The 22,874-nt window shown below is 61.4% G+C and carries 24 protein-coding genes; 18 read left to right on the top strand and 6 right to left on the bottom strand.

The window, feature by feature from the left end; genetic code table 11:
- Positions 1-70: 70 nt before the first annotated feature.
- The gene (locus ACOQFT_RS07595) at positions 71-1,174 is read left to right on the top strand and encodes a mandelate racemase/muconate lactonizing enzyme family protein (protein ID WP_421597336.1); all 1,104 of its coding nucleotides are present in this window, start codon (positions 71-73) and stop codon (positions 1,172-1,174) included.
- Position 1,175: 1 nt separating this feature from the next.
- The gene (locus ACOQFT_RS07590) at positions 1,176-2,453 is read left to right on the top strand and encodes an aspartate aminotransferase family protein (RefSeq protein ID WP_421597335.1); all 1,278 of its coding nucleotides are present in this window, start codon (positions 1,176-1,178) and stop codon (positions 2,451-2,453) included.
- Between the two features lie 223 nt (positions 2,454-2,676).
- Here the strand turns inward: ACOQFT_RS07590 and hemC are convergent, their stop codons facing one another.
- Positions 2,677-3,636, bottom strand: a complete 960-nt coding sequence (gene hemC, locus ACOQFT_RS07585; RefSeq protein ID WP_421597334.1) for a hydroxymethylbilane synthase — start codon at positions 3,634-3,636, stop codon at positions 2,677-2,679.
- Positions 3,637-3,744: 108 nt separating this feature from the next.
- On the opposite strand from hemC, the gene hemE reads away from it, so the two are divergent.
- Positions 3,745-4,779: a uroporphyrinogen decarboxylase gene (gene hemE, locus ACOQFT_RS07580; protein ID WP_421597333.1), complete on the top strand. Its 1,035-nt coding sequence runs from the start codon at positions 3,745-3,747 to the stop codon at positions 4,777-4,779.
- 60 nt (positions 4,780-4,839) lie between these two features.
- On the opposite strand, the gene ACOQFT_RS07575 is transcribed toward hemE, so the two are convergent.
- Positions 4,840-5,949, bottom strand: coding sequence for a CaiB/BaiF CoA transferase family protein (locus tag ACOQFT_RS07575; protein ID WP_421597332.1), 1,110 nt, complete (start codon positions 5,947-5,949; stop codon positions 4,840-4,842).
- A gap of 154 nt (positions 5,950-6,103) precedes the next feature.
- On the opposite strand from ACOQFT_RS07575, the gene ACOQFT_RS07570 reads away from it, so the two are divergent.
- From ACOQFT_RS07570 to uvrC, 7 genes are all read left to right on the top strand, one after another.
- Complete coding sequence (locus ACOQFT_RS07570) at positions 6,104-7,033, top strand: ABC transporter ATP-binding protein (protein WP_421597331.1); 930 nt, start codon at positions 6,104-6,106, stop codon at positions 7,031-7,033.
- Positions 7,030-7,791 carry an ABC transporter permease gene (locus ACOQFT_RS07565; RefSeq protein ID WP_421597330.1) on the top strand — a complete coding sequence of 254 codons (762 nt, stop codon included), beginning with the start codon at positions 7,030-7,032 and terminating at the stop codon, positions 7,789-7,791. Before ACOQFT_RS07570 ends, ACOQFT_RS07565 begins: the two co-directional genes overlap by 4 nt.
- A gap of 113 nt (positions 7,792-7,904) precedes the next feature.
- On the top strand, positions 7,905-8,702 hold the full coding sequence (locus tag ACOQFT_RS07560; RefSeq protein ID WP_421597329.1) for a S49 family peptidase: 798 nt from the start codon (positions 7,905-7,907) through the stop codon (positions 8,700-8,702).
- A 1-nt stretch (position 8,703) separates the two neighbouring features.
- A complete protein-coding gene (locus ACOQFT_RS07555; protein ID WP_170446400.1) occupies positions 8,704-8,874 on the top strand; it encodes a hypothetical protein in 171 nt (56 codons plus the stop codon).
- Positions 8,871-9,833 (top strand): calcium/sodium antiporter, encoded by a 963-nt coding sequence (locus ACOQFT_RS07550; RefSeq protein ID WP_421597328.1) that lies wholly within the window; start codon positions 8,871-8,873, stop codon positions 9,831-9,833. Before ACOQFT_RS07555 ends, ACOQFT_RS07550 begins: the two co-directional genes overlap by 4 nt.
- A gap of 21 nt (positions 9,834-9,854) precedes the next feature.
- A complete protein-coding gene (locus ACOQFT_RS07545) occupies positions 9,855-10,634 on the top strand; it encodes an SDR family oxidoreductase (protein WP_421597327.1) in 780 nt (259 codons plus the stop codon).
- Between the two features lie 290 nt (positions 10,635-10,924).
- Entirely contained in the window at positions 10,925-12,799 is a 1,875-nt protein-coding gene (gene uvrC / locus ACOQFT_RS07540) for an excinuclease ABC subunit UvrC (protein WP_421597326.1), read from the top strand.
- Here the strand turns inward: uvrC and ACOQFT_RS07535 are convergent.
- Positions 12,796-13,680 (bottom strand): DMT family transporter, encoded by an 885-nt coding sequence (locus ACOQFT_RS07535; RefSeq protein WP_421597325.1) that lies wholly within the window; start codon positions 13,678-13,680, stop codon positions 12,796-12,798. The genes uvrC and ACOQFT_RS07535 overlap by 4 nt on opposite strands.
- Before the next feature lie 183 nt (positions 13,681-13,863).
- Between ACOQFT_RS07535 and pgsA the strand changes: the two genes are divergently transcribed.
- The 4 genes from pgsA (at position 13,864) to ACOQFT_RS07515 (ending at position 16,006) form a co-directional block, all read left to right on the top strand.
- Positions 13,864-14,532 (top strand): CDP-diacylglycerol--glycerol-3-phosphate 3-phosphatidyltransferase, encoded by a 669-nt coding sequence (gene pgsA, locus ACOQFT_RS07530; protein ID WP_421597324.1) that lies wholly within the window; start codon positions 13,864-13,866, stop codon positions 14,530-14,532.
- A gap of 3 nt (positions 14,533-14,535) precedes the next feature.
- Positions 14,536-14,781 carry a molybdopterin converting factor subunit 1 gene (gene moaD / locus ACOQFT_RS07525; protein WP_421597323.1) on the top strand — a complete coding sequence of 82 codons (246 nt, stop codon included), beginning with the start codon at positions 14,536-14,538 and terminating at the stop codon, positions 14,779-14,781.
- A 1-nt stretch (position 14,782) separates the two neighbouring features.
- A complete protein-coding gene (locus tag ACOQFT_RS07520) occupies positions 14,783-15,226 on the top strand; it encodes a molybdenum cofactor biosynthesis protein MoaE (RefSeq protein WP_421597322.1) in 444 nt (147 codons plus the stop codon).
- Between the two features lie 66 nt (positions 15,227-15,292).
- Positions 15,293-16,006: a hypothetical protein gene (locus ACOQFT_RS07515; protein ID WP_421597321.1), complete on the top strand. Its 714-nt coding sequence runs from the start codon at positions 15,293-15,295 to the stop codon at positions 16,004-16,006.
- Here the strand turns inward: ACOQFT_RS07515 and ACOQFT_RS07510 are convergent.
- The 3 genes from ACOQFT_RS07510 to ubiA form a co-directional block, all read right to left on the bottom strand.
- Entirely contained in the window at positions 16,003-16,323 is a 321-nt protein-coding gene (locus ACOQFT_RS07510; RefSeq protein ID WP_120632498.1) for a hypothetical protein, read from the bottom strand. The genes ACOQFT_RS07515 and ACOQFT_RS07510 overlap by 4 nt on opposite strands.
- 1 nt (position 16,324) lies before the next feature.
- Positions 16,325-18,241: an OmpA family protein gene (locus tag ACOQFT_RS07505; RefSeq protein WP_421597320.1), complete on the bottom strand. Its 1,917-nt coding sequence runs from the start codon at positions 18,239-18,241 to the stop codon at positions 16,325-16,327.
- 64 nt (positions 18,242-18,305) lie between these two features.
- Positions 18,306-19,268, bottom strand: coding sequence for a 4-hydroxybenzoate octaprenyltransferase (ubiA, locus tag ACOQFT_RS07500; RefSeq protein WP_421597319.1), 963 nt, complete (start codon positions 19,266-19,268; stop codon positions 18,306-18,308).
- A gap of 12 nt (positions 19,269-19,280) precedes the next feature.
- Here ubiA and ACOQFT_RS07495 point away from each other — a divergent pair, with 12 nt between their 5' ends.
- The 4 genes from ACOQFT_RS07495 to ACOQFT_RS07480 all read left to right on the top strand — a co-directional run bounded on the left by ACOQFT_RS07495 (position 19,281) and on the right by ACOQFT_RS07480 (position 22,811).
- Entirely contained in the window at positions 19,281-20,006 is a 726-nt protein-coding gene (locus tag ACOQFT_RS07495; RefSeq protein ID WP_421597318.1) for a 16S rRNA (uracil(1498)-N(3))-methyltransferase, read from the top strand.
- Positions 20,003-20,851, top strand: coding sequence for a GNAT family N-acetyltransferase (locus tag ACOQFT_RS07490; RefSeq protein ID WP_421597317.1), 849 nt, complete (start codon positions 20,003-20,005; stop codon positions 20,849-20,851). Before ACOQFT_RS07495 ends, ACOQFT_RS07490 begins: the two co-directional genes overlap by 4 nt.
- Positions 20,848-21,375 carry a hypothetical protein gene (locus ACOQFT_RS07485; protein ID WP_421597316.1) on the top strand — a complete coding sequence of 176 codons (528 nt, stop codon included), beginning with the start codon at positions 20,848-20,850 and terminating at the stop codon, positions 21,373-21,375. The genes ACOQFT_RS07490 and ACOQFT_RS07485 overlap by 4 nt, the downstream gene beginning before the upstream one ends.
- Positions 21,376-21,440: 65 nt before the next feature.
- Positions 21,441-22,811 carry a glutamate--cysteine ligase gene (locus tag ACOQFT_RS07480; RefSeq protein ID WP_421597315.1) on the top strand — a complete coding sequence of 457 codons (1,371 nt, stop codon included), beginning with the start codon at positions 21,441-21,443 and terminating at the stop codon, positions 22,809-22,811.
- The last annotated feature ends 63 nt before the right edge of the window (positions 22,812-22,874 follow it).

The raw sequence follows: 22,874 nt of genomic DNA, 5'->3' as shown, positions 1-22,874 counted from the left end.
ATTGGCCGCAGGCCAAGAGAGGGGCTGGCCCCTCTGTCAGCGCCACGCCCAAACGCAAAGGACGGGTTGAATGAAGATCAACAAGATAACGCTTTGGTCCGTCGACCTGACAAGCCATGAAACCTATCACATGGCCGAAGGCAAAACCTGCGGTACCGTGACCTCTCATATCCTCTGTCTTGAAACGGATACCGGTCTGATGGGATGGGGCGAGGTCTGCCCGATCCCGCATTACCTGCCTGCCTATGCGGGGGGTGTGCCGAGTGCGATCAGGGAAATGGGGCCGGAGATCCTGGGCATCTCCCCGTTTGGAGCCGATGCGCCGATGCGCAAGCTGGATGGATTCCTGCAGGGCCACCGCTATGCCAAGTCCATGGTCGATATCGCCTTGTGGGACCTGTTCGGGCAGGCCACCGGCCAGCCGCTCTATGCGTTGCTGGGCGGCCGGACGCGCAAGGACATGCCGCTCTACCACTCAATCACCTGCATCGCCCCGGATGAGATGGCCCGCATCGCCCAGACCGCTTATCAGACCGGCATCCGTCAGTTTCAGGTCAAGCTGGGCGTGGAAAGCGACTGGCAGGCCGATGCCGAGCGTCTGATCAAAGTGCGCGAGGCCGTGGGGCCGGGTCCGCTGATCTATGGCGACTGGAACTGTGGCGCGTCTCGTCTGCAGGCCACGCGCACAGGCCGGGCCGTGGCGCATCTGGACGTAATGCTGGAACAGCCCTGCAAAACGCTTGAGGATTGCGCCGCCGTAAGGCAGGCCACCGGTTTGCCGATGAAGATCGACGAGAACGCCCATGATCTGGCCTCGTTGCTGCGCGCGCATGAGCTGGGCTGCATGGATGCGGTGGCGCTGAAACTGTCGAAATTCGGCGGGCTGTCCGCCATGCGCCGGGCGCGGGACCTGACGGTGCATCTGGGGGCCGAGATTTGCGCCGAATGCACCTGGGGCTCGGATATCGTCACTGCCGCGTCACTGCACTTTGCGGCCTCGACCCCGCACGGATCGCTGCTGAACACGTGTGATCTGTCCTCCTATGTGGCCCCGCGCCTATGCCCGGACGCACCAAACCGTGAAGAGGGCCGGATTGCCCCGCCCGACGGTCCGGGCTTAGGTGTAACCCCTAACCCGGAAATCCTTGGTTCCCCGATATTGGAGATCGTGTGAGATGCTGAAGATCAACACCCAATCCGAATGGATCGCCCGCGCGAATGAGGTTCTGCCCGCCGGAGGGTTTGGCAATTTCGACCCCGGTATCATCATCGCCCGCGGCCGAGGCAGCCGGGTCTGGGACGAGGATGGCAATGAATATATCGACTATCTGATTGGCTCTGGCCCCATGCTGTTGGGCCATGGCCACCCCGAGGTGATGGAGGCCGTGCTGGAACAACTGCCCAAGGGCATGACCTTCTTTGCCAACAACTCCAAAGGCATCGAACTGGCCGAAGCCATCGTCGAGGCCGTGCCCTGCTGCGAACAGGTGCGCTTTGTTGCCTCGGGCGGTGAGGCGGATATGTACGCCATCCGTCTGGCCCGCGCCTATACCGGGCGCAACAAGATCCTGAAATTCGAAGGCGGCTATCACGGCATGAGCGCCGAGGCGCAGATGAGCCTCGCCCCCAGCCGTCGGGTAAATTTCCCTCAGGCGGTGCCGGACAGTGCGGGTATTCCCGACAGCGTGGCCGAACAGATGCTGATCGCGCCTTATAATGACCTCGAGGCCGTCGCGGCCCTGCTGGACGAACATGACGACATTGCCGCGATCATGGTCGAACCGTTGCAGCGGATCATCCCGCCGCTGCCCGGATACCTGCAGGGGCTGCGTGATCTGTGCGACAAGCACGATGTCCTGCTGATTTTCGATGAGATCGTCACCGGATTCCGACTGGCTTATGGCGGTGCGCAGGAAAGATACGGGGTGACGCCCGATATCTGCACGCTGGGCAAGATCATCGGCGGCGGCTTCCCCCTGGCCGCGCTGGGCGCCAGCGCCAAGATCATGCAGCATTTCGACAAGGCCAAGGTCGGCGAGGAGGGCTGGCTGATGCAGTTGGGCACCCTGTCAGGCAACCCGGTGGCCTCGGTTGCAGGGCTGAAGACAATGGAGGTTCTGCGGCGTGATGGCGTATATGACCAACTCCGCGCCACCGGGGCGGCGTTGCAGCAGATGCAGGGGGCGGCGCTGGCCAGGGCCGGTATTCCGCATCAGATCGTCGGGGATGAGACGCTTTTCGACATCAACTTTACCGATGCTGCCTGCCGCGACTATCGCAGCGCCAATCATGACGACCCCGGCCGTAATGCGCTTTACAACGATACGTTGCGTGCGCATGGGATTTTCAAATCACCGGGCAAGCTCTACCCGTCGCTGGCGGTGACCGAGGGTGATCTGGAACAGACCCGGTCGGCCGTCGATCAGGCCGTGCGGGCGATCAGTGCAGTCTGAGGTGCTATAACGGAATAAAATGGGCCGCTGTCATAATGTGACAGCGGCCCTTACCAATCGGATATCAAGGTTGGTCTCGCCCCCTCGAATACCACTTAATCAAGTTAACTGAACAAAAACTTTCGACTTATTCGAGACCGATCCAACATCGCAACCGGTATGACTCATTTATGCCCGATCCGGATGTTGGTTACAGTGAAGTTGTTCACATTGAATAAGTTTTTCAGCCTCTCCAGTCGAAAAAACCCGGCCCTGCCTGTTTCAGAAGGGTCTCAGCCATGACGCGGCCCATCTCGGCGCCGTCGGCAATTGCGCCGGTGATGCCCTCGGATATCGCCTCGGACCCGTCAGGGCGCAGCACTTCGCCGCGCAGGCGCAGCTGGTCGCCCTGTATCTCGGCCAACCCGGCAATGGGCGTTTCACAAGAGCCGTCCAGCGCGGCCAGCAAGGCGCGTTCTGCGGTAAGGCGCTGGCCGGTTTCAGCGTGATGGATGGCCTCAAGCATACTCGCAGCGCGGGAATCGTCGCTGCGGCGTTCGATGCCGATCGTGCCCTGTGCGATGGCGGGCAACATGTCCTCGGGGGCGATGGCGGTGGCGGGAACCTCGTCCATGTTCAGGCGGCGGATGCCGGCCATGGCCAGAAAGGTGCAATCTGCCACACCGTCGGCCAGTTTCTTCAGGCGGGTCTGCACGTTGCCACGGAATTCGACCACGTTCAGGTCGGGCCTCCGGTTCAGCAATTGCGCCCGACGGCGCAGCGATGAGGTGCCGACCACGGCCCCCTGCGGCAGATCATGGATCGAGCTCAGGCTGGGTGAGATGAACGCGTCGCGCACATCTTCACGCGGCAGGAATGTGTCCAGCACCAGGCCGTCGGGCTGCTCCACCGGCATGTCCTTGGTGGAGTGCACCGCGATGTCGATATCGCCGCGCAGCATCGCCTCTTCTATTTCCTTGGTGAACAGGCCCTTGTTGCCGATTTCTTTCAGCGGGCGGTCCGCGTCGATCATGGCGCGGTTGTCGCCGGTGGTTTTGATCACCACAATCTCGAACGCCTCTTCGGGCAGGTCGAATGCCGTTCCCAGCCGTTGCCGGGTTTCATAGGCTTGTGCCAGCGCCAGGGGCGAACCACGGGTGCCGATCTTGAGCGGTGAGGCGGGGGAGGGCAGGGTCAGTGTCATGTGCACAGCTTTAGTCGCGTCACATTGCCCTGACAATGGGGGCATGGCTTGACAAATTGCCGCCGAAGGAAGACCCGTTGCGACAAACCGGATGATTGGGGGCAAAAGATGGCCGAGACAAAGAAACTGCTGCGGGCGCTTGCGGGCGAGGTACAGGATGTGCCGCCGATCTGGATGATGCGTCAGGCGGGGCGGTATCTGCCGGAATACCGGGCGACGCGGGCGCAGGCGGGGGATTTCCTGTCGCTGTGCTACAACCCGGAACTGGCCGCCGAAGTGACCCTGCAGCCGATCCGCCGCTATGGGTTCGACGCGGCGATTCTGTTTGCCGACATTCTGCTGGTGCCGCAGGCGCTGGGCGCGGATCTGTGGTTCGTCACCGGAGAAGGCCCGCGCCTGTCAACGATCACGCAGCAATCGGAATTCGACGCGCTGAAACCGGTTGAGGCCATTCACGAGACCCTGTCACCGGTCTATGAGACGGTGCGTATCCTGTCGCGGGAATTGCCGTCCGAGACGGCTCTGATCGGGTTCGCGGGCGCGCCGTGGACGGTTGCGACCTATATGATCGCCGGGCGCGGCACGCCGGATCAGGGTCCGGCCCATGCGCTGCGCGAAGAAAACACCGCCCTGTTCGAAGCGCTGTTGGAACGGATCACGCTGGCCACCATCGAATACCTTTCGGCCCAGATCGAAGCCGGGGCCGAGGTCGTTAAGATTTTTGACAGTTGGGCCGGGTCGCTGAAAGGCGATGCGTTCCGGAAATATGCGGTCGAACCCTGTCACGTGATCACGCAAGCGATCAAGGACCGCCATCCCGGCATCCCGGTGATCGGCTTCCCGCGTGAGGCGGGCGACGGCTATATCGGTTTTGCAAAGGCGACCGGTGTGGATTGTGTGGCGCTGGACAACTCGGTCTCGCCGGAATGGGCGGCCGAGCATGTGCAGGTCGATGGCTGTGTACAGGGCAACCTGGCCTCGTCGCATATGGTGACCGGTGGGCAGGCCTTGGTGGATGAGACTCGGCGTATTGTCGAGGCGTTCTCGAAAGGGCCGCATATCTTCAATCTCGGTCACGGGATTACACCGGACGCGGATCCGGAGAATGTGCAACTGATGATCGACACGGTGCGCGGGCGGTAAGCTAGGGAAGGGGGCCAGCCCCCTTCTTGGCCTGTGGCCAATCCATCCCCCGGGATATTTTTAGCCAGATGAAGCAGCGGATGTTTGCTGCGCGTCAAGCTCGTTCAGGATGTCTTGACGGTGTTCTCCGCGTCTGGGGCTGGGTTTGGGGTGCCATTCGGACGTAGAGAATCTGGGTGCGGCAGCGGCTTGCAGGGTGCCATCTGTGCTGTGCCATGTCTTTCGGTCGGCGTTCATCGGGTGGGCGTGTGCTTCGATTGGACTAAGGACCGGCGCGACGCAGGCATCAGTGCCCTGGAAAAGATCGGCCCAGTGATCGCGGGGGTTTCTGGCGAAGATTTCGGTCAGGCGCTGGGTGAGGGCGGGCCATGTTGTGGGATCGAATTGCGATTGGAAGCCGGAGTCGTCCGACAGGCCCATTTTCTGCAGGAACTGTGCATAGAACTTGGGTTCGAGGCATTGGACCGTCACGAAGCCGCCGTCGGAACAGGTATAGGTGCGGCTCCAATGGGGGCCGTCCAGCAGGCTTTGGCCGCGTGTCTCGGACAGGTTGCCGGATTGGTTCAGGCTCATGAGCAGGTTCATCATATGCGCCGAGCCATCATAGATGGCGGCATCGACCACGGTGCCTTTGCCCGTTCTCTGCGCGTTCAGAAGCCCGGCCAGAAGGCCCGCGACCAGATACATGGCGCCTCCTCCGATATCTCCGACCAGGGTTGCGGGGGTTTGTGGTGGCTGGCCGGGGGGTGAGGCGTACCAAAGCGCACCGGACAGGGCGATATAATTCAGGTCATGCCCTGCCGTATCCGACAGGGGGCTGTCCTGACCCCAGCCGGTCATGCGACCATAGACCAGCCTGGGGTTCATCTCGTGGCAGGGTTCCGGACCGAGGCCGAGTTTTTCCATCACACCGGGGCGAAACCCTTCGATCAACGCATCAGCCGAGGCGATCAGGCGTTTGGCGATCTCCAGATCGCTTGCATCTTTCAGGTCGAGATCAATCGACCGTTTGCCGCGGTCCAGCACCGAGCGTTCGGGCATTCCCGGCGTTTCGGCCTGTCCCTTGCGGTGGATGGTGATCACATCGGCGCCCATATCCGCCAGCAGCATGGCGGCAAACGGGGCAGGGCCCAGCCCCTCAATCTCAATGATCCGTGTACCGTTCAGCATGGTCCCCCCTTCGATTAAGCGCAGGGTTCCGGGAACGCTGGCAAATTGCAAGGCCAGAGGTCAAACCCGCAAAAAAGCGCAGAACGTTGTGCGAAATTGGCCTGTTCTGTGCCAGTGGGCCGGGGTAGGGTCGCCGCCAGAACGGGGAACTTGCATGACGACCATTCTTTCGATCAAGGATTTGCGCAAATCCTATGCTGACGGGTTTGAGGCGCTGAAGGGCGTGTCTCTGGATATCGAGCAGGGGGAGATTCTGGCGCTGCTTGGCCCGAACGGAGCGGGCAAGACGACGCTGATCTCGACCATTTGCGGGATCACCACGCCGACCTCGGGTTCGGTGACGGTGGGTGGCCATGACATCCAGGCCGAGTTTCGCGCCGCGCGCCGCATGATCGGTCTGGTGCCGCAAGAGATCGCGCTGGAGCCCTTCGAAAAGGTCTGGAACACGGTGCGGCTGTCGCGCGGGCTGTTCGGGCTGGGCCGTGACAATGCTATGATCGAAGATGTTCTGCGCAAGCTGTCCCTGTGGGACAAGCGCAAGAACGCGATCAAGGAACTGTCGGGTGGCATGAAGCGCCGGGTGCTGATCGCCAAGGCGTTGGCGCACGAGCCGCGCGTGCTGTTTCTGGACGAGCCCACCGCTGGGGTCGATGTCGAGCTGCGCAAAGATATGTGGGAGATCGTGGCCGAACTGAAACGGGCTGGCGTCACCATCATCCTGACCACCCACTATATCGAAGAAGCCGAAGCCATCGCCGACCGCGTCGGTGTCATCGACAAGGGTGAGCTGCTGCTGGTGCAGGACAAGGACACGCTGATGGCGCAGATGGGTAAGAAACAGCTTGAGGTGATGCTGGCCGACCCGATCCAGACCATTCCGGACAGTCTGGCGGCGCATAATCTGGCGCTGAATGGCAATGGGGATGCGCTGGTCTATACCTATGACACCCACGCCGACCGCACCGGCATCACCACATTGCTGAATGACGTGGCGCAGGCCGGGCTGGTGTTGCGCGACGTGCAAACCCGCCAGTCGAGCCTGGAAGAGATATTCGTCAATCTGGTGTCCGGAGAGCCCGCATGAACTGGTCCGCCATCGCCGCCATCTACCGGTTCGAAATGGCCCGGTTCTTCCGCACATTGGCGCAGAGCTTTCTGTCTCCGGTCCTGTCGACCTCGCTGTATTTCGTAGTGTTCGGCACCGCCATCGGCAGCCGTATTCAGGAGGTCGAAGGGGTGTCCTATGGCGCCTTCATCGTGCCGGGGCTGATCATGCTGTCGGTGGTGATGCTGGCGATTTCCAACGCATCCTTCGGCATCTATTTCCCCAAGTTCCTGGGCACGATCTACGAGCTGCTATCGGCCCCGGTGAATTTTATCGAGATCGTGATCGGATATGTCGGGGCCGCGGCGACCAAGGCGTTGTTCGTGGGGTTGGTGATCCTCGTAACAGCCTCATTTTTCGTGGATTTACGCATCGAACACCCGTTTGCGATGGCAGCGTTCCTGATCCTGACCTGTCTGAGCTTCTCTCTGCTGGGGTTCATCATCGGCATCTGGGCCAGCAATTTCGAACAAATGTCGCTGGTGCCGCAACTGGTGGTGACGCCGCTGATCTTTCTGGGCGGGACGTTTTACTCGATTTCGATGCTGCCACCGCTGTGGCAGACCATCACCCTGTTCAACCCGGTGGTCTATCTGATTTCGGGCTTTCGGTGGTCCTTCTACGGCTTGGCGGATGTGCCGATCGGACTCAGCCTGCTGGCCATTCTGGCCTTTACCGGCCTGTGCCTGGGCATCATCGGCTGGATTTTCAAAACCGGCTGGCGCATTCGCAGCTAGGGTGTACCGGGCGTTGCATTTTTGCCCAACGACCCCGGGAAATGTGTTCACGTCACGTCTATCGGCCAAACGGTCCCTTGTTTACCGGTTGGGTGCACTCTACATCGGCATCCATGAAACTCAGCCTGCCGTTTCTCAAAAAGCAACCTTGCGTGGCCGTTGTACGCCTGTCCGGTGCCATCGGAATGGCCGGACGTGGGTCGATGTCCGACACCGCACTGGCCCCTGTTCTCGAGAAAGCCTTTCGCAAGGGCAAACCTGCCGCCGTCGCGCTTGAGGTCAACTCGCCCGGTGGCTCGCCGGTGCAAAGCTCGCTTATAGGCGCGCGAATCCGGCGTCTGTCCGAGGAACTGAGCGTCCCCGTCATCGCGTTTGTCGAGGATGTGGCGGCGTCGGGCGGTTACTGGCTGGCAGCTGCGGCGGACGAGATCTATGCCGATGACAGCTCGGTATTGGGCTCGATCGGAGTGATCTCTTCAGGCTTTGGCGCACATGTTCTGCTGAAACGGCAGGGGATCGAACGGCGGGTGCATACGGCGGGGCAGTCGAAATCCATGCTCGACCCGTTTGCGCCGGAAAAGAAAGAAGATGTCGCCCGGCTGGAGACCCTGCTGGCCGATATCCACGAGAACTTCATCATTCATGTCAAAACCCGGCGCAGCGGCAAGCTGGACGAAAGCCAGGATCTGTTCACCGGGGAAATCTGGCTGGCGCGGCGGGCGCAGGAACTGGGCCTGATCGACGGTATCGCGCATCTGAAACCGAAGATGCAGGAACGCTTTGGCGACAAGGTGAAATTCCGCCGCTACGGGCTGCGTAAACCGATCTGGGCGCGCTTTGGGGCGTCGCTGGCGCAGGATGCCATCGCCGGGCTTGAGGAGCGTGCTGCCTACGCGCGTTTCGGTTTGTGACGTGATTATCAAGATTGTCACCCTTTTCCTGATCGCCATGGGCGTGCTGGCGATGTTCGGCAAGCTGCGCTTTCCCGGGCAGAAACGGCTGCAATCCTCAAGATGTCCGCGCTGCGGGCGGTTCAGGATCGGTAAAGGCCCCTGCGCCTGCGAAAAAGGAGGCCGTACATGACGGCATGGCTGTTATCCGGCCTTGGGTTGCTGATCCTGCTGCTGGCGGGTGATGCGCTGGTGCGCGGTGCGGTAAACCTGAGCCTGCGTCTGGGCGTGCCGGCGCTGATCGTCAGTCTGACAATCGTGGCCTTCGGCACCTCGGCGCCCGAGCTTTTGATCGCCATCAGCGCGATCAAGGAAAACGCGCCGGGGATCGCCCTGGGTAACGTAGTCGGGTCGAATACGGCAAATATCCTGCTGGTTCTGGGCGTTCCGGCGCTGCTGTCGACGCTGCAGACCAGCGAATGCAACAGCCGCAGGAACTATGTGTTCATGCTGATGGCCTCGGTCCTGTTCATCGGTCTGGCCTTCTGCGGCGTGTTCACCCTGTTCAGCGGGGCGATTCTGCTGACGGCATTGGGTCTGATCTTGTGGAACGCCTTTCACGAGGCGCACGCGCATCGCAAAGCCTGCGGTCAGGCCTGCGCCGAGGATGAAGAGCTGGACGGTCTGGAAGAGGCCGACCCCAACATGGCTTACTGGAAGATTTCGATCTATCTGGTGCTGGGCCTGATCGGCCTGCCGATGGGGGCGCATCTGCTGGTCGAATACGCCACGGTGATCGCCCGCACCTATGGCGTCAGCGAAACGGTGATCGGCCTGACGCTGATTGCGGTCGGGACCTCCTTGCCGGAACTGGCGACCACGGTGATGGCCGCGATGCGGCGGCAGGCCGATGTGGCGCTGGGCAACGTTATCGGGTCGAACATGTTCAACCTGCTGGCCATTGTCGGGATTGCTACGCTGGTCGGGCCGATTCCCGTTGACCCGGAATTCTTGCGGTTCGACCTGTGGGTCATGCTGGGCGCTTCGCTGCTGTTGATCCCGTTCGTGTTTTTCAAGCAGGACATCACGCGCATCTGGGGCGTTGTGTTGACTCTGTTATACGCGGTCTACCTCATCGTATTGCTGGCGTGATTTGACTGAGAGGGAACACCCATGACCCGAGCGTTAGTGACCGGTGCCGGAATTCGCCTTGGCCGGGCCATGGCGCTGTATCTGACCCGCCGCGGCTATGACGTCGCCGTGCATTACGCCACCTCGGAACAGCCCGCACAAGAGACCGTGGCCGAGGTTCAGGCCCTCGGCCGCAAGGCTGTGGCTTTGCAGGCCGATCTGCTGGACGAGGCACAGGTCAGCGATCTGCTGCCCCGCGCGGCCGAGGCACTGGGCGGGCCGGTCACCTGTCTGGTCAACAACGCCTCGATCTTTGAATACGACAACATCCACACCGCCACCCGGCAAAGCTGGGACCGGCATATGGACAGCAACCTGCGCGCGCCCTTCGTTTTGACGCAGGCCATGGCCGCACAAGGGCTGGCGCCCGACACGGATGAGGCGGGCGAACCCGTCGCGACCGGTCTGATCGTCAACATGGTCGATATGCGGGTGCGCAAGCTGACGCCCGAGTTCATGTCCTACACCATCGCCAAGATGGGCCTGTGGGCGCTGACCCGTACCGCCGCGCAGGCCCTGACCCCTGCGATCCGCGTCAACGCGATTGGTCCGGGACCGACGATTCAGGGGCATCGGCAATCCGAAGATCACTTCAAGGCACAGCGCGCCAACACGGTTCTGGAGCGTGGCGCGAACCCCTCGGATATCACTGCCGCGCTGGGGTATTTTCTGGATGCGCACGCGGTTACCGGCCAGCTTTTATGCGTGGATGGCGGGCAGCATCTGGGCTGGCAAACGCCGGATGTTCTGGGGGTAGAATAGGTAAATTTGCTGCAAGTTTTGCACTGCTCACGTTCGCGTTACCTGCCCGTTACAAAATTGTCTTTTTTTTCATATGCTTGTCTTGTGCACAAAATAAAATAGCCTAAAAACAACAGTTTAAATATGTGCCTAATTTTTGTGCAACTCATTGAATCCATAAGCATACAAGGGATTTTCGCCATCCCCGGAAACTTATCTGCATAGTTATCCACAGAAACCGTGGATTTGTTTTCTCTTGATCTGGGGCCCTCAAGATTGCAGCCATTGTCAGGGAATCATATCTCAGGCCCATGACGACCCAGGACGAATCAAATCCGGACATTCAGCCCACCGGCTATGCCTGCATCCAGCGCTATGTAAAAACGCTGGACAGCTCGCCCGGTGTGTACCGGATGTTGGATGCGGACAGCCGGGTTCTGTATGTCGGTAAAGCGCGAAATCTGAAGGCGCGGGTGTCGAACTATACGCGCCCCGGCCATTCCGGACGGATCGAAAAGATGATCGCCTCGACCGCTTCGATGATGTTCCTGACCACGCGGACCGAGACCGAGGCGCTGCTGCTGGAGCAGAACCTGATCAAGCAGCTCAAGCCCAAGTACAACGTGCTGCTGCGTGACGATAAGAGCTTTCCAAATATTCTGGTCGCCAAGGATCATGCCTATCCGCAGATAAAGAAGCACCGTGGCGCGAAGAAAGAGAAGGGGGCTTATTTCGGCCCCTTCGCCAGTGCCGGTGCCGTGAACCGGACCCTGAACCAGCTGCAAAAGGCTTTCTTGCTGCGCAACTGCTCGGATTCCATGTTCGACAGCCGCACGCGACCTTGTCTGCTCTATCAGATCAAACGGTGCTCGGGGCCGTGTGTCGGGCTGATCTCGGAAGAAGGTTACCGCGAAAGCGTCCGCGACGCCGAACGGTTCCTGTCAGGCCGCTCGACCAAGGTGCAGGAGGATCTGGCCGAGCAGATGATGGCGGCGTCTGAGGCGATGGAGTTCGAACGCGCCGCCGGTCTGCGCGACCGTATCCGGGCGCTGACGCAGGTGCAGACCAGCCAGGGCATCAACCCGCGCGGCGTGGCCGAGGCGGATGTGATCGGCCTCTATATGGATAGCGGGCAGGCCTGCGTTCAGGTGTTCTTTATCCGCGCCAATCAGAATTGGGGGAACAAGGATTTCTACCCTCGGGTCGGGGCGGATGTGTCCCCGGCTGAGGTGATGGAGGCGTTCCTTGGCCAGTTCTACGACAACAAGGAACCACCGCGGCAGTTGATCCTGTCGGACGGGATCGAAAACACCGATTTGATGCAAGAGGCTCTGTCCGAGAAGGCAGGCCGCAAGGTCGAAATCCTCTTGCCCCAGCGCGGCGAGAAACAGGAACTGGTCGCCGGAGCCCTGCGCAACGCGCGTGAATCACTGGCGCGGCGCATGTCGGAAAGCGCCACGCAAACCAAGCTGTTGCGCGGGGTGGCCGAGGCGTTTGATTTGGATAACCCGCCGGGCCGCATTGAGGTCTACGACAACTCGCACATTCAGGGCACCAATGCGGTGGGCGGCATGATCGTGGCGGGTCCCGAAGGGTTCATGAAAAACGCCTATCGCAAGTTCAACATCCGCGGTGATGACCTGACCCCCGGTGACGATTTCGGGATGATGAAAGAGGTCCTGACCCGCCGCTTTACCCGCTTGCAAAAGGAAGACCCGGATCGTGAAAAGGGCATGTGGCCCGACCTTCTGCTGATCGACGGTGGTGCCGGGCAGGTGAGCGCGGTGCATGAGATCATGGTCGAACACGGCGTCGAAGACATCCCTATGGTTGGTGTCGCCAAAGGCGTCGACCGCGACCATGGCAAGGAAGAATTCCACCGCATCGGTCAGCGCCCCTTTGCGCTGAAACGCAACGATCCTGTGTTGTATTTCATCCAACGCCTGCGAGATGAGGCGCACCGGTTCGCCATAGGTACCCACCGTGCAAAACGGGCCAAGGCCGTGGGCGCGACACCTTTGGACGAAATCCCCGGCGTCGGGGCGGCGCGCAAACGTGCCCTGCTGGCCCATTTCGGTAGTGCCAAGGCGGTCAGCCGGGCCAATCTGGCGGATTTGAAGGCGGTTGATGGAATCTCGGCCGGGTTGGCGCAAAAGGTCTATGACTTCTTCCACGACAAGGGTTAGGTTTTTCGCCCGCGCCACAGGATATACAGCCCCGAGGCCACGATCAGCGCGCTGCCGATCCAAACGGTCTGATCAAGCTTCTCGCCAAACATCACCACGCCCAGTCCAACACCGAACAGCAGCCGCGAATAGCGGAACGGAGTGACGGCTGAAACTTCTCCGGTCCGCATGGCTTTCATCAGCGCCGCGTACGCCGCCGTGCCCATCACGATCGCGCCGCCCACATGCAGACTTGTGTGCAGGTCCAGCGGTGCCATCGGTGTGCCCTCCCAGAACCGATAGGCCAGCCCGGCAACGACGATGCAGAGGAAGCCGTAGAACCCCAGTACCTCGGTCCCCAGTGTTGCGGGGGCGGCGCGGCTGGCCAGATCGCGCCCGGCAAAGCCCAACATGCCCATCACTGCAAGGATCGACAGCGTCGAAAAACTGTCTCCGGTCGGTTGGACAATGATCACCACGCCGATCAGGCCGATCAGAATGGCGCTCCAGCGGCGCCAGCCGACGGCCTCGCCAAAGAACAGCGCCGCGCCTGCGACCACGACCAGAGGCGTGGCCTGCAGGATCACGGTTGCCGCAGACAAGGGTGTCAGCGTGATCGCCAGCACATAGAACAGCCGCCCCAGAATCTCGAACAGGACCCGCACCTTCATCGGGCGCGACAGCACGTCCCTGTGAAACAGATTCGTACGCCGCAATGCGGCCACCGCCGCAAAGATCACCGTTCCACCGACGCCGAACAGAACCAGAATCTGCCAGATCGGCAACGTGGCCGAGGCGCCCTTCAGCAGCGCGTCCTCCAACGCGAACAGCGCCATTCCGGTAATCATCCATGCACCGCCGTTCAGGTTGGATCGGGGGTCGGTTTGAATATGTGCGGTCATGACGTTTGGGTGCTCCTGAACCGCCCGCCAATCTGACCGCAAAGACGCCGCGCGCCAAGCAGTATCTGGCTGAGAATTCCCGGTTGCGACCCTTTGCCTTTTGGCCCTGCAACCGCCTGTGATCGGGTCAGTTTTTTGCCGCCCCGTCTTTCCTGTCCCGGACCGGCGATGTAGGGTCGGTGCATGAAGTGGAACCTGCCCAATATTCTGACCGTGCTGCGCCTGCTTGCGGCTCCCGGTCTGGCCGTGATGTTTCTGTATTTCACCCGCCCCTATGCCGACTGGTTCGCGCTGATCCTGTTCCTGACGGCAGCGATCACCGACTGGTTCGACGGCTATCTGGCCCGTGCATGGAAGCAGGAAACCAAGATTGGCGCGATGATGGACCCGATTGCGGACAAGGCGATGGTGGTGATCGCGCTGATGATCCTTGTGGGCTATTCGACCGAGCACTGGACGCCGTGGCTGGTGTTGCCTGCCACCGTGATCCTGTTCCGCGAAGTTTTCGTCTCGGGGCTGCGTGAATATCTGGGCGATACGGCGGGAACGCTGAAGGTGACCAAACTGGCCAAGTGGAAGACGACCGCGCAGATGGTTGCCATCGCGGTTCTGTTCTCGCAGGGGATCTTCGAGCATAATTTTGTCATGGCCACCTTCGGAATGGACTCCACGATCATTGATCAGGTTTTGACTGGGCAGGTCGAGGACCTGAACCACATCCGCTGGCATCTGGAGGGGATGTTCTGGTCCGGCCGCATCGGCTTGTGGCTGCTGTGGATTGCCGCCACGCTGACATTGATCACCGGCTATGACTACCTACGTAAAGCCATGCCCCATCTGAAGGAGAGCTAACCGATGGACGTGCTATATTTCGCCTGGGTGCGCGAACGCATCGGCCTGCCGAAGGAAAAGGTCGAAACACAGGCCGCGACGGTGTCCGACCTGGTGGTTGAACTCAGCGCGCGCGAGGACCGCTATGCCGCAGCCTTTGCCGATCTGTCCGCGCTGCGGGTGGCGCTGGATCAGGAGCTTTCGGACTTTGACGCCTCGTTGGCGGGCGTGCGCGAGGTCGCGTTCTTCCCGCCGATGACTGGTGGCTAAGATGCGCATCGCGGTTCAGGAAGAGGCGTTCGATCTGGGGGCCGAGGCCAACGCATTCGCGTTGGGCAACGCGGCCAACGGTGCGATTGTGACCTTCACCGGCGTCGTGCGTGATCTGGCATCTGGCGATCTGGATGTGATGGAGATCGAGCATTACCCCGGCATGACGGAACGCGCCCTGACCAAGATCGCCGAAGAGGCGCAATCACGCTGGTCGCTGGGGGATGTGCTGGTGATCCACCGCCACGGGCGTTTGGCCCCGGGGGATCGGATCATGATGGTGGCCACGGCTGCACCGCATCGCAAGGACGCGTTCGAGGCGGCGGAATACCTGATGGACTACCTGAAATCCCGCGCGCCGTTCTGGAAGAAGGAAATCACCAAATCCGGTGAGGAATGGGTGGCTGCCAAGGACGAGGACGAAGACGCGCTGACCCGGTGGTGAAGGCTGGGAGACTCCATTGCAGCTTCTCCAAAACTACGTATCGTGTAGCTTTTGGAGAGATCATTGATGACATTTTATGCCCCCGAGAACCGTTTGGTTCTGGCGTGTTTCGAAGCGAGCCGCGCATGGTTTTCTGACGAAATAACCTTGCAGAAAGCGATCAGTTCGAAGTCCGAAACAGACAACGGCGAATTCGCACAATTCCTAAAAGTCTGGCAACTCAGGCGGAATGCCAAAGCGTGTCCGGAGAGTCGGCGACAACTTCTAAAGCGGCTCGGTTCTATTGCTGAAAACTACGCAGATCGAGAAGCGATCAAGCGGCCTGGGTTCCAAGCAGAAATTGACAGTTTGCGAATTACCGAGTCGCAACCGGACGGCCTTACTTACGGCAGACCTGTTTCGATGGTCTCGAAATTCCTGTTCTGCAAAAACCCTTGGGAGTTCTCACCCTATGATCAATACACGCGTCGCGCATTGAATTCCTTGGGGGCCAGTATAACCGTGGCCAACTATGCTGCATTTGTGGATGCTTTTGACCGGTTCCATGAGTTTGTTCAAAAAGACATGAGCAAAAAAGAACTCGAGTATGAAGCTTTCAAATTTGGCACCAAGAAATTTGAGAGCAACGAGTTGTTCACCCGCAGGGTGGCAGACAAGTACCTCATGCTACTGGGCGGGTTCGGTGATGGCCGAATGGTCAACGACATAAACGAGGTCAAAGGCGAGTTTCCAAGAAAGACGCGGGCAGACCACGGGCACGTACTCGAGCCGCGGTCTTAATCCGCGTTGTTGATGCGGCCGCGCAGTTCCTCGGCCTCTTGCCGGGCGGCGCGCAGGCCGTCCATGGCGGCGGCCAGTTCGGCCTCGGTCTGGGTCAGTTGATTGGTCAGTTCGGCCTCGCGCTGTTGCAGGTAGGTGATCGCCTGATCGCGGGTTTCCTCGGCCTCGTGCAATTCCTGGCTCATGCGGTCCAGATCGGCCACGTCGCTTTGGCGCACGCGCGACAGGCGATGCGCCAGCCAGTTGGCGAACCAGCCCATGCAGAAGGCTGCGAACAGGATGATGGCGGTGGCGATGATGAATTCGAATCTGTTCAACTTATTGGTCCCCTGCATCCGCGTCTGAGGCGGGTGTGTCCGTCTGTTCCGCCTCGATTGATTCAGCCTCGATCGCGTCCAGCCCGGTTTCGGTGTTTTCCACCGGCTCGGGCCGGATCAGGCGGAATTCGATCCGGCGGTTTTCCTCGCGGCCTTCTTCGGTGCCATTGTCGGCGATCGGTTGCGTTTCACCGTAGCCTATTGCGGTAAAGCTGGCAGTGGGCACACGGCGCCCGCGCAGCTCGTTCAGGATAGACTGAGCGCGCGACTGGCTGAGCTGCTGGTTCATCTCTTCGCGGCCCTGACTGTCGGTATGGCCCTGAATCTCAAGGCGGATGGGGCCGCATTCGCGCAGGATGTCGGCAATCTGGTTCACCGTATCGCGCGAGTCGGCAGCGACGGTTGCCGATCCGGGCTCGAACGCGATCTTGGTGCTGGCCTGAGCCTCGGCGATGCGCTCTTCGCAGACCTCGGGGTCGGGCAGCTTGTCGGCGGGTTCGGGCGGTTCCTGATAGGTGATGGACAGGGTGAACTCCTGCGCGTCGCCCAGTTTCTCGGACAACAGACCGGCGATCTGTGCCTTCGTTTCAGGGTCATGGCTGATTCCGTTCAGGACCAGATCATCCGGCGTGACCGTCAAAGCGCCGTTATGCAGTTGGGCCAGCGCCTCAAGCCCGGTCAGAATCCGCACCGGCCAGCCCATCGGCAGGCCATCGGGCGCGATGCGGGTCGCGATGTGAACCTGTTCCGAGCCAAAGGCGGCGCGGGCATAGCTGTCGACCATGTCGCGCTGGGTCTCGTCGCCCAGACGCCCGCGCATCTGCACCAGCCCTTCCGGGCTGCGCGTTGCATTGAATTCGGGGGGGCCTTCTTCGCCCTCGGTTTCGGGGGGCGGCAGGATGGCGTGCAGGGCAAAGACCGGGGGCAGGGCGTTCTCCAGTTCACCCACGACACGGTCGAATGTCCCGGTTTCGGTGCCTTCTGCCGCGGCCAGCGTGATGTCAGCATCCGACATGGTCACCGAACCGCCGCCCAGTTCCGCCAGCGCGTTGATGCTCAGCGCAGCGGCCTCGGACCAGCGGGGTGAGGGCACGCCCAGCCCGATGGTGCAGCTATAGGGGCCGGTCATGCCCGCCTCTTGCGCGGCGGCGACGATCGCTTCGCGCGCTTTCTCGTCCTGTGCCGAGCAGGCGTCGAACTGGCCGCCATCCTCGTCGATCAGAAAGCGCAGGGTATAGGGCGTGATCACCGGGCGCGGGGCCGAGATCGACAGGCCGATCCGCAGGCTTGGCGGCGCGGCGCGGGTCAGATCCTGTTCCAGCTTTTCCTTTTCCTGCTGGCTGTCGGCAATCGCGGTGATCTTGACCAGACCGGGGCTGGCCGAGATTTTCGCGCGCGGCAGGCGTGTCAACGCGTCAACGGCATAGGTGATCGCGGCGTCCCAGCCTTTGGGCTTGGGATAGTCGGCGGTTTCCATCAGGTCCGAAACCGGGGCGCCACCGTCCAGATCGCTGAGCCGTTCCATCAGCGCCTCGCGGTCTTCGCTGACCGGGATCAGGCCAATCACCGAGATGCCGCTGTCATTGCGCAGAATCTCGGCCGAGAACCGGGGCGCGGCCAGTTCGGTTGTCGGGGCCACCTGCATTTCGTCGATCACGCGCGAGGTGTCGACCTCGGTGCCCGCTGCGGTCAGCGCGTTGAAGCGGGTCGCCTCATCGGTTGCGGTTCCTGTCAGCACGACACGTAAACCGTCCGAATGCACCTCGGCCCAGTCATGCCCTTTCAGGTCCAGCGCCCGGCGCACGGCAAATTCGGACGTCTCTTCGACCTTGGTCACCGCAAAGCTGGAGGCCAGCAGGCACAGGCCAGCCGACACGAGGAAGATAAGTCCAACGGCAATGAAATATGGCAAACGCATGTGCGGGTTATCGACTCCTCAAGCGATTGTGCGAACTCTTACAGAGGCATGCGCCAAGGTGCAATCAGAGCAGCAGCGCGACGCAGAGGAAGATCAGCGGAATAAGGCCAGTGTCCCGGTTGGCGCGGAACAGTTGCAGCAGTTTCGCGTTATCCTCGATATCCAGTCCGCGCAACTGCCACGCCATGTGCCAGCCCATCGCCCACGGCCCGGCCAGGGCCACGGCCAGCGCCAGCACCGAGGCCTGCGCCAGCGCCCCGTCGATGATCGCCAACCCCATCAGGAACACCGTGGCCACAAGGAAGTATTTCAGCCAGCGCGCAGTATCGGTGCCAAACAGCCGGGCAGTGGATTTGATGCCGATCAGCTCGTCATCTTCGGCGTCCTGATGCGCATAGATCGTGTCATAGAACAGCGTCCATGCGATCCCGGCCAGATAGAGCGTGATCGCGGGCACGCCCACCGTGCCGGTATGCGCGGCCCAGGTCAGCAGGATGCCCCAGTTGAAGGCCAGCCCCAGAAACACCTGCGGCCACCAGGTGAACCGCTTGGCATAGGGGTAGATCGTCACCGGCAACAGCGACAGCACGCCCATGGCGATGGCGGCCTGGTTGAAGCTCAGCAGTATCCCCAGCGCCAGCAGGCATTGCAGGCCCATCCAGATCACCGCCTGACGCACACTGACCTGACCCGATGGAATCGGGCGCGACCGTGTGCGTTCCACCTGTCCGTCGAACTTGCGGTCGGTGATGTCGTTCCAGGTGCAGCCCGCGCCGCGCATCAGGAAGGCGCCGAACGCGCAGCCGATGGCGATCCACAGGTCCTCCCACCGCGGGCTCCCGTCGCTGAGGATGGCCAGCGCCAGACCCCACCAGCAGGGGATCAGCAGCAGCCACGTGCCGATGGGCCGGTCCGCACGGGAAAGGCGCAGGTAGGGGCGGGCGAAAGCGGGCGCGTGTGTGTCGACCCAGTTGCCACTGACCGCATCTGCGACCTGACCGTCTGGTGTTGGGGCGTTGCCTTGCATATGTAACGTCTCATGAGTGCAAAGATCAGACTGTATGTAGAGCACCCTCTGGGTCAGGGGCAATCGGTAGATTTGACGCGCGAACAGGCCCATTACCTGTTCGGTGTCATGCGTCTGGCCGTGGGCGGGCAGGTGGCCCTGTTCAACGGCAAGGACGGCGAATGGCTGGCACAGGTCGTTGAGGCGGGCAAGCGCAGCGGCGTTCTGACTTGTGTCGAGCAGACCAAGCCGCTGCAATTGCCGCCCGATCTGTGGTTCCTGTTTGCGCCGATCAAAAAGGCGCGCACCGATTTCATCGTTGAAAAAGCGGCGGAAATGGGCGCTGCGCGGATCATGCCGGTGCAGACCGAATTCACCAATTCCGAACGCATCAGGCAGGACCGGTTGCAGGCCCACGCTGTCGAGGCCGCCGAGCAATGCGGCGGCACCTTCGTGCCCGAGGTTGCCGATCTACAACGGCTGGACCGCGTTCTGGACGCGTGGCCCGAAGGCCGCCAACTGATGTTCTGCAACGAGGCCGAGGTCGGCTCGGCCCTGCGTCTGGCAGCAAACGAAAAGGGTCTGCCCTGGGCGATTCTGATCGGCCCCGAGGGCGGTTTCTCGGACCGAGAGCGCGCACGACTGACGGCGCTGCCCTATGCGCATGTGGTCAGCCTTGGTCCGCGTATCCTGCGCGCGGATACGGCGGCAGTGGCATCGCTGACCATGTGGCAGCAGGCGCTGGGGGATTGGTCTTGAATTGGAGAATCGCGACGGATGCGGATCTGCCAAAGATCGATACCTTCCTGTCGCAGCACATCCAGACCTCGATGTTCCCTTTGGCCAATCTGCGCGATTTCGGCCTGCGTGGCGATGATCCGCGATCAGTAAACATCTGGGTGCTGGGCGATGGTCCGCGCGCTGTTTTCGCTATCACCAACGAAGGCATGGTGTTGGCGCAATGTCCCGATTGCTCGGATGCCGAGCTTGCCGCGGCAATTGCCCTGATCCGGAGTCGAAAACTGTTCGGCGTGGCATCCGAGGCAACACAGGCGCGCCGGATCATGCAACTGGCGGGCTGGGAAAATCGCCCCGCCACCCTGAACAGTGATGAGCCCGGCTTTACTCTGCAATTGGATGACCTTGTCCTGCCGGACACAGCCGGCGCGACCTTGGTTCCGCTGGGTGATGTTGATCGTTCCATTCCCGAAGCCTGGCGTGAAAGCTATTTGGTTGAAGCCATGGATTTCGCACCCGAACGCGCGCAGGTGCAGTCGAAAAAGGACATCGAAGCCTATGTGCAGCGCAACTCGCACCGGGTTCTGCTGATCGACGGGCAGCCCGTTGCGATGACCGGGTTCAACGCCCGGCTGCCCGAGGTCGTGCAGATCGGAGGGGTCTATACCCCGCCCGAGCTGCGCGGCCACGGCTATGCCCGGCTGGCTGTCGCGTTGCATCTGAAACAAGCACGCAAGGCCGGGGCGTCCCGCGCGGTTCTGTTCGCGGCTTCCGATTCCGCGGCGCGTGCCTATATGGGAATTGGATTCAAACCCGCAGGGCAGTTCTCGCTGATCCTGTTCACATATCCCGAGGACCCGGCATGAGTTTCATCCGACCCGAAGCCAAACTGACCCTGTGGCGCTGGCGCGAAGTGCTGGTGGCTGGGCTTGTGCTGCTGGTCGGCCTAAGCTGGATCAGCGGCCCCGGCGGGCTGCTGGGCTGGCTGGGCTGGGTGCTGGTGGCCGTATCGGTGGCGCTGGCCGTGATTGGCATTCAGCGCGCCCGATTCCGCACCGGTGTCGGCGGTCCCGGAGTGGTAACCATCGACGAAGGCCAGATCACCTATCTCGGCCCGTTGGATGGCGGTATGGTCGCCACGCGGGAAATCGAACGCCTGGCGCTGGACCCGACCGCGTCGCCTGCGCATTGGGTGTTGGAACAACCGGGCCAACCGGTGCTTCACATTCCTGTGAATGCTGAAGGGGCCGAGGCTTTGTTCGATGTCTTCTCGGCCCTGCCGGGCCTGAAAACCGAACAGATGCTGGCGGAACTGAACGGTGGTGCGGCCCATCCGGTGGTGATCTGGGAACGCACGCCATCCCGTCCTGCCCACCTTAGGCTGCATTGACACTGGCGCGGTTTGCCCCCACGACTGACCAACTAGACAGACACATCAGGATCGGAGCGCGATTCATGTCCATCCCCCAATCCGGCGGCGGGCCGATCGAACGTCATGAGCAACTGGCCGAGTATCTGGAATCGGGCTGCAAGCCCAAATCCGATTGGCGCATCGGGACCGAGCATGAGAAGTTCGGCTATTGCAAAGACACCCTGAAACCACTGCCGTTTGAAGGCACCCGCTCGATTGTTGCGGTGCTTGAGGGCCTGCGCGACCGCCATGGCTGGGCCGAAGTGCGCGAAGGCGACAAGCTGATCGGTCTGGAAAAGGACGGCGCCAATGTCAGCCTTGAACCGGGCGGCGCGCTGGAGCTGTCAGGTGCTCCGTTGGAGACGATCCACGAGACCTGCGATGAGGTGAACACCCACCTGCGCGAGGTGAAGGATATCGCCGACGAGATTGGCGTGGGCTTCATCGGTCTGGGCGCGGCCCCGATCTGGACCCATGACGAGATGCCGCTGATGCCCAAGGGCCGCTATCGGCTGATGAACGACTACATGGAGGAGGTCGGCACCATGGGCCGCGCCATGATGCGACGCACCTGCACGGTTCAGGTCAATATCGACTTCGGGTCCGAGGCCGACATGGTGCAGAAACTGCGCGTGGCGCTGGCCTTGCAGCCGGTGGCGACGGCGCTGTTCGCCAATTCTCCGTTCTTCGAAGGTAAAGTGAACGGCCAGAAAAGCTGGCGCAGCTATATCTGGCGGCATCTCGACGATGCGCGTACGGGCATGCTGCCGTTCGTGTTCGAAGAAGGCTTTGGGTTCGAACGCTACGTGCAATACGCGCTCGATGTGCCGATGTATTTCGTCTATCGCGACGGCCAGTATATCGACGCGCTGGGCATGTCCTTCCGCGACTTCCTGCAGGGCAAGCTGCCCGCGCTGCCGGGTGAGACACCGACCCTGTCCGATTGGGCCGACCACCTGACCACCGCCTTCCCCGAAGCGCGTATCAAGAAATTCATGGAGATGCGCGGCGCCGATGGTGGCCCGTGGCGGCGCCTGTGCGCGCTGCCCGCCTTCTGGGTTGGTCTGACCTACGATCAAGGCGCGCTGGATGCGGCGTGGGATCTGGTCAAAGGCTGGGATGCGGAAACGCGCGAAGCCCTGCGGATCGAGGCCGCCAAAGACGGGCTGCAGGCGCAGGTCGGCACCATCAACATGCACGATCTGGCGCGTGAGGTTGTTGCGATATCCGAGGCAGGTTTGAAATCCCGCGCCTTCCCCGGTGCAGGCGGTTTGGTGCCTGATGAAACGCACTTCCTGAACGCGCTGAAAGACAGTCTTGAGACCGGCAAGGTTCCGGCCGATGAGTTGCTGGAACACTACAATGGCGACTGGAATGGCGATCTGACACGGGTGTTCCCGGAATACAGCTACTGATCCGTTCAGTCCTGCTTGCATTCGCGGGGCTGGCCCGATAGCAGGTTGGCGACCAAATTCAGA

The organism is Ruegeria sp. MALMAid1280 (genome assembly GCF_049195285.1).
Taxonomy (GTDB): domain Bacteria; phylum Pseudomonadota; class Alphaproteobacteria; order Rhodobacterales; family Rhodobacteraceae; genus Ruegeria.
The sequence above is the reverse complement of the archived record's forward strand: the minus strand, read 5'-3'. Positions and strand labels throughout refer to the sequence as shown.